This is a genomic window from Kineococcus vitellinus (assembly GCF_009906315.1).
GTDB lineage: Bacteria > Actinomycetota > Actinomycetes > Actinomycetales > Kineococcaceae > Kineococcus > Kineococcus vitellinus.
The window spans coordinates 1-5,707 of record NZ_JAAALL010000285.1 but is presented as its reverse complement, the minus strand read 5'-3'; the positions used below and the strand labels follow the sequence as shown (position 1 = coordinate 5,707).

General features: G+C 78.9%; 4 protein-coding genes. 1 reads left to right on the top strand and 3 read right to left on the bottom strand.

The genetic code is table 11. The annotated features are described in order from the left end of the window. Positions 1 to 8: 8 nt before the first annotated feature. The 3 genes from GTQ99_RS19030 to GTQ99_RS19020 are packed head-to-tail and all read right to left on the bottom strand — an operon-like array spanning position 9 to position 3,648. The gene (locus tag GTQ99_RS19030) at positions 9 to 2,222 is read right to left on the bottom strand and encodes a YhgE/Pip family protein (RefSeq protein WP_166617290.1); all 2,214 of its coding nucleotides are present in this window, start codon (positions 2,220 to 2,222) and stop codon (positions 9 to 11) included. Next, positions 2,219 to 2,962, bottom strand: a complete 744-nt coding sequence (locus tag GTQ99_RS19025) for an ATP-binding cassette domain-containing protein (protein WP_166617289.1) — start codon at positions 2,960 to 2,962, stop codon at positions 2,219 to 2,221. The genes GTQ99_RS19030 and GTQ99_RS19025 overlap by 4 nt, the downstream gene beginning before the upstream one ends. Continuing rightward, positions 2,959 to 3,648 (bottom strand): TetR family transcriptional regulator, encoded by a 690-nt coding sequence (locus tag GTQ99_RS19020; RefSeq protein WP_166617288.1) that lies wholly within the window; start codon positions 3,646 to 3,648, stop codon positions 2,959 to 2,961. The genes GTQ99_RS19025 and GTQ99_RS19020 overlap by 4 nt, the downstream gene beginning before the upstream one ends. Positions 3,649 to 3,856: 208 nt before the next feature. Here GTQ99_RS19020 and GTQ99_RS19015 point away from each other — a divergent pair. After that, positions 3,857 to 5,707, top strand: a 1,851-nt coding sequence (locus GTQ99_RS19015) for a VanW family protein (protein ID WP_166617287.1), incomplete at its 3' end; no start/stop codon positions are given.

The following is a 5,707-nucleotide window of genomic DNA, read 5'->3' as shown; positions in this document are numbered from 1 at the left end:
GAGCGGGCTCAGAGGCTGAGGCTGGGGTGCAGCTCCGCCACGGTCCAGCTGCGCCGGCGGTGGCAGGCCAGCACGGTGACCGCCAGCCCCAGCAGCCCGAACCCGGCCAGCACGAGCGCGTCGGCGCCCACCGCGCCCGCGGACCCGCCGGCGACCAGGTGGCGCAGGCCGTCGGTGGCGTACGTCATCGGCAGGTAGGGGTGGATGGCCTCGAAGAAGGCCGGGGAGGTCCCCACCGGGTAGGTCCCGCCCGCCGACGTCAGCTGCAGCACGAGCAGGACCAGCGCCACCAGCCGCCCCGCCCCGCCCAGCAGCGCGTTCAGGCACTGGTGCAGCGCGGTGAAGACCACGGCCACCAGCGCCGTGAAGGCCGCCGTCGCCGGCACGTCCGGGGACTCGATGCCCACGCCCCAGTGCAGGACGGCCACGAGCACGACCGCCTGCGCGCAGCCCAGCAGCGCGCCGGGCGCCCAGCCGGCCAGCGCCACCCGCACCGAGGAGGCCGTCGAGGCCAGTGCCCGCTGCGAGACGGCGCGCAGCACCATGTACGTCACCATCCCGCCGACCCACAGCGAGACCGGCACGAACAGCGGGGCCAGGCCGTCGCTGTAGTGGGCGACGGCGTGCTCGCGGACGCGCTCGGCCTCCACCGGGGAGGCCACGACGTCGGCGCGCTCGCCCGCCACCTCCCCGGCGTACACCGGCACCTGCTCCTGGCCCTCGCGCAGCTCGGTGCTCAGGGTGCCGGCCCCCTCGGCCAGCGCCCGGGTGCCGTCGGCCAGCTGCGCGGCGCCGGTGCGCGCCTGCGCGGTGCCGTCCACCAGCGCGACCGCGCCGTCGTCCACCTGCGCCGCCCCGCCCGCCAGGTCCGCGGCGCCGTCGGCGGCGGCGGCGGACCCCGTCGCCAGCGAGCGCGTGCCGCTCGCCAGCGCGTCCGCGCCGTCGGCGGCCTGCGCGACGCCCTGCTGCAGCGCCGGGGCCGCGGCCGCGAGCTGCGCGGCGCCGCCGGCCACGGAGGTCGCGCCCTCGGACAGCTGCCGGGCACCGGCGACCAGGGCGTCCACCTGCTGCCCGACGCCCTGCGCGGCACCGCTCAGCGACCCGTCGGCCAGCGCCCGGCGGGCCTGCTCCAGCGTGCGCACGGCCGCGGCGAGGTCCTCGTCCTCCGGGGCGGCCGCCGCCAGCGCCCGGGCCTGCGCGAGCAGCCGGTCGACCAGCGGGATGAGGGCCTGGGCCTGCTCCAGGGCCGGGGTGAGCCGGTCGGCGGCGCCGGCGAGCGCGTCGGCGCCCTCGGAGAGGCGGCCGGCGCCGGTGGCCACGGCGCCCGCGCCCTGCGCGAGCTGCTGCGTCTGCGCGGGCAGCTGGGCCGTCGCGGTGCGCAGCTGCTCCAGCCCGGCGGCCAGCGCACCCGCGCCGCCCGCGGCGCTGCCGGCGCCGTCGGCGACCCGGCGGGTGCCGGTGGCCAGCTCCGCGGCGCCCGAGCGCAGCGCCCCCGTGCCGTCGGCCAGCCGGTCGGCGCCGGAGCCCAGGTCGCCGAGGCCGACGACGAGGGTGTCCGCGCCGGTGCCGGCCTGCTGCGCGCCGTCGGCCAGGCGGCCGGCGCCGTCGGCGGCCTCGCCGAGGGAGTCGTGCACCTGCCCGAACGCCACGTGGACGCCGCCCAGGTAGTCGCTCGTGGCGCCCTGCGCGACGTCGGTGCGGATCGTCGTGGCGATGGTGTTCGCGACCTGGCCGATGACGTAGTTCTCGGCGTCGTCGGTGGTCACCGACAGCCGGGCGCGCTGCGGGGCGTCGCCGCCGGTGGAGGCCAGGGCCGCGGAGAAGTCGCGCGGGATGCGCAGCACGGCCGCGTACTCGCCGCTCTCCAGCCCCCGCGCAGCCTCCTCCTCGGAGGCGGTCTCCCAGCTGAAGCCGGCGTCGGCGTCCTGCGCGGTCAGCTCGCGGGTGAGGTCCGCGCCGGCGGCGACGGTGCGCGCGGTGCCGTCGGGGCCGGTCGCGCTCGCGGGGACGTCGGCGTCGACGACGGCCGCGCGCAGGTTCGACAGCCGGCCCACCGGGTCGTGGTTGGAGGCCAGGTACAGCCCGCCGTAGAGCAGCGGCACGAGCACGACCGCGAGCAGCGCGAGCCGGGTGATGGTGGCGCGGCGGAAGCGGGCCAGCTCCAGGCCGGGCAGCGAGAAGCGCGGCAGGCGGGAGAGGCGGGCGGAGCGGGGGGAGCTCACGAGGCGTCCTGGAGGTCGAGGAGGATGCGGTCGTCGCCGCCGTGCCAGCGCACGTCGGCGGAGTCGGTGCAGCTGGCGAGGACCGTCAGCGGCGTGGCGGAGGTGCGCCGCAGCGCCGACAGCGACTCCCACGCGCGCCGGCGGTCCTCGCCCAGGCGCAGCGCGTCGACGTCGTCGACGACGAGGACCTCGGGGCGGCCGATGAGGGCCAGCACGACGCCGAGCGCCAGCCGCTGCAGGGGCGCGATGTCGCTGACGAACTCGCGCGGCGGCAGCGCCGGGACCCGCGCCCCGGCGTCGGCGGTCACCGCGAGGGCGTGCTGGACGCGCTCCAGCTGCTCGCCGACCTGCTGGCGGGAGACCCACGGCCGCCACCAGGGCTGGTGCAGGGCCAGGCGCTCGGCGACGTGCTGCTCGACGGTGAGGGCGTCGTCGAGGTCGTTGACGCCGCGGACCTCGGCGAGCGCGGCGCGCCGCCGCACCTCGTCGGCGCGCCGCGGCAGCGGCCGCCCCAGCACCTGCAGGCTGCCGCCGGCGGGCTTCATGCGCCCGGCGAGGGTGAGCAGCAGCGAGGTCTTGCCGGACCCGGCGCGGCCGCGGACGACGAGCATCGCGCCGACCGGCACCCGCACGTCGAGGGGGCGGAAGACGTCGCGCCCGCCCGTGCTCAGCCGCAGCCCCTCGGCGCGCACCGCCAGCTCCTGCGGCGCGTCCGCGCGCCCGCCGTCGGCGCCGCTCACCGCGACCCACCGCCCGCCGTCGCGCCCGCCGCCGCACCCGCCGTCGCGTCCGCCGCCGCGTCCGGTGCGCTGAGCGCGAGCAGCACCCCGGCGAGCAGGCGCGCCTCGAAGCCGTCGTCGGCGGGCACGTCCCCGAGCAGGCGCGGGGTGGTGGTGCCCTCGTGGACGGTGACGAGGGCGCGGGCGACCTCGTCGGCGGGGGCCGTCAGGCGCCGCCCGACGTCGCGCAGGCCCTGCTCGAGCACGGGGGCGAGCCGGGCGCGCAGCCGGGCGCGCTGGGCGGCCAGGACCGCCGCGGCCGCCGGGTTGCGCAGCGCCTGGGCGGTGTACTCGGTGCGCACGGCGTGCCAGTGCCGGTCGACGGGCAGCAGGTCGAGGACGTGGGCGACGACCTCCTCGACGCCGGCGCCCTGCGCGCGCGGCGCCCGGGCCAGCCGCTGCTCGACGTGGTCGATGAGCGCCTCCGCCTGCTGGGCGAACAGCGCGGCCACGACGTCGTCCATCGTGGCGAAGTTGGAGTAGAAGGCGCCGCGGGTGAAGCCGGCGCGCTCGCAGACGCCCTCGACGCTGCTGCGGGCCAGGCCCTGCTCGGCGAGGACGTCGCGCGCGGCGGCGAGCAGGCGGGCGCGGGTCTCCGCCCGCCGCCTGGTCGTCCGGCCCGGGGCGTCGGGGGAGGAGACGGTCACGGGAGGAGGGTAGCGCGCTCCCGATGCACTCTGCATCGAGTTCGGTGTGCACCGAGTGCGGTGTGCATCGAGTCCGGTGCGCACCGAGTGCGGCGTCCACCCGGTCGGGCGCGAATCGGCGGTGAGGCACCGGCGGGCGCCGTCGGCCTCCTAGGGTGGGCGAGCGGACGCGCAGCGTGGTCCGCCAGGGCGATGTGGGGGAACGACCGTGCACAACACCGACCAGCCGGCGCTGCAGGAGAGCGGGCGCACCCGCGGCGGTGCCCCGTCCCGGCACTGGGCGCGGCGCCCGCGCACCTGGGTGCTGGCCGGGCTCGCCGTGCTGGCCGGCGGCTACGCGTCCGCGGCGCTCGCGGTCGCCGGCGAGGCCCCGCGCGGCACCCGCGTCCTCGGCGTCGACGTCGGCGGCATGGACCAGGCCGGTGTCGAGCGCGCCGTCGCCGAGGCCGCCGGCCGGGTGGCGGCCGCCCCGCTGCCCGTCGTGGTCCGCGGCGCCGGCGCGGACGTGACCGGCTCCCTGGCGCCCGCGCAGGCCGGCCTGGCCGTCGACGCGGCCGCCACCGCCGACGACCTCACCGCCGGCGGCTGGGACCCCCGGCAGCTGTGGCGCCACGTGGCCGGCGGCGGCGAGGTCGCCCCCGACGTCGACGTCGACACCAGCGCCCTGCAGGCCGCGCTGCAGCCGCTGGCCGGCTCCGTCGCGCTCGAGCCCGTCGAGGGCGCCGTGGTCTTCGAGGTCCGCCCCGGCGCCGGTGGCGCACCCGCCGCCGTGGAGCCCGTCGTCACCACCCCGCAGGACGGGCGCGCGCTCGACGTCGTCGCCGCCGCCGGCCGCGTCGCCGGCGCCTGGCCCGCCGCGAGCCCGGCGCTGGCCGCGGACGCGGACCCCGTCGAGCTGGAGGCCGCCGTCCGCCGCCCCTCGCTGGACGCCGACGCCGTCCGGGCCGCCGTCGAGACCGTCGCCCGCCCCGCCGTGGCCGGCGACCTCGTCGTGGCCGGCGGCGGGCGCGAGGCGGTGCTGGCCCCGGCCGCCTTCGCCCCCGCGCTCGCCGTGCGGCCCGTGGACGGGCGCGCGCAGCTCGTGGCCGACGGCCCGGGGCTGGAGGCGGCGCTGCTCGCCGCCGACCCGCAGTTCGAGACGCCTCCGCAGGACGCGCGCATCGAGGTCGCCGGCACCGTCCCCCAGGTCGTGCCCGCCGTCACCGGCACCGCCGTGGCCCCCGAGGTCCTGGCCGGCGCGGTCACCACCGCCCTCACCGGCGCCCCGCCGACCCGGCGCGCCGAGGTCGAGCTGACGACGTCGCAGCCGCAGCTGGGCACCGAGGAGCTGGCCTCGCTGGGCATCGTGGAGCAGGTCTCGACCTTCTCCACCAAGCTCACCCCCGATGCCGACCGCACCGACAACATCCGCATCGCGGCGGCCGCCGTGGACGGGACGGTGCTGCGCCCGGGGCAGGAGTTCTCCCTCAACGACACCGTCGGCGAGCGCACCCCCGAGCGCGGCTTCCACCGCGCGCCCGTCATCTCCGGCGGCCGGCTCGTCGACGGCTACGGCGGCGGGGTCTCGCAGCTGTCGACGACGCTGTTCAACGCGGTCTTCTTCGCCGGCCTGGACGAGGTCGAGCACAAGCCGCACTCGCTCTACATCTCCCGCTACCCCGAGGGGCGCGAGGCGACGCTGGACTGGCGCAGCATCGACAACCGCTTCCGCAACGACTCCGGCCACGGCGTGTACGTCCAGGCCGGCATCGTCGGCGACCAGGTCGTGGTCTCCCTCTACGGGACGAGGTTCATGGACGTGCGCGCGGAGAAGTCCTCGCGCCGCGCCGTGAAGCCGCCGCGGACGGTCTACGACACCTCCTCGGACTGCACGCCGAACTCCTCCACGCACACCGGCTTCACCGTCGACGTCACGCGGGTCATGACCCCCGTCGGCGGCGGGGCCGAGCAGCGCGAGACGTGGACGACGACGTACAACGCCGAGAACCGCGTCGTCTGCGGCCCGGACCCCGCGACCGTGCGGGCGCCGGCCCCCTCGCCGTCCGCGCCCGCCCCGACG